Source organism: Vibrio sp. S12_S33, from assembly GCF_963889785.1.
GTDB lineage: Bacteria > Pseudomonadota > Gammaproteobacteria > Enterobacterales > Vibrionaceae > Vibrio > Vibrio aestuarianus.
Map to the genome: position 1 here is coordinate 1 of NZ_CAWPQZ010000378.1, position 255 is coordinate 255.

Here is a 255-nt window from a genome sequence, read left to right on the forward strand (position 1 = left end):
GTGGATGCCTTGGCAGTCAGAGGCGATGAAGGACGTATTAACTTGCGATAAGCGTAGATTAGGCAGTAAAAGCCACTTGAGTCTACGATTTCCGAATGGGGAAACCCACTAGCATAAGCTAGTATCGCTGCGTGAATACATAGCGCAGCGAGGCGAACTCGGGGAACTGAAACATCTAAGTACCCGAAGGAAAAGAAATCAACTGAGATTCCGAAAGTAGCGGCGAGCGAAATTGGACTAGCCCTTAAGCTTTAA

The 255-nt window shown here is 47.5% G+C and carries 1 rRNA gene; it reads left to right on the forward strand.

Features of this window, described 5'->3' with window-relative positions:
• A 23S ribosomal RNA gene (locus tag AACW06_RS20525) occupies positions 1–255 on the forward strand; the annotation flags it as partial.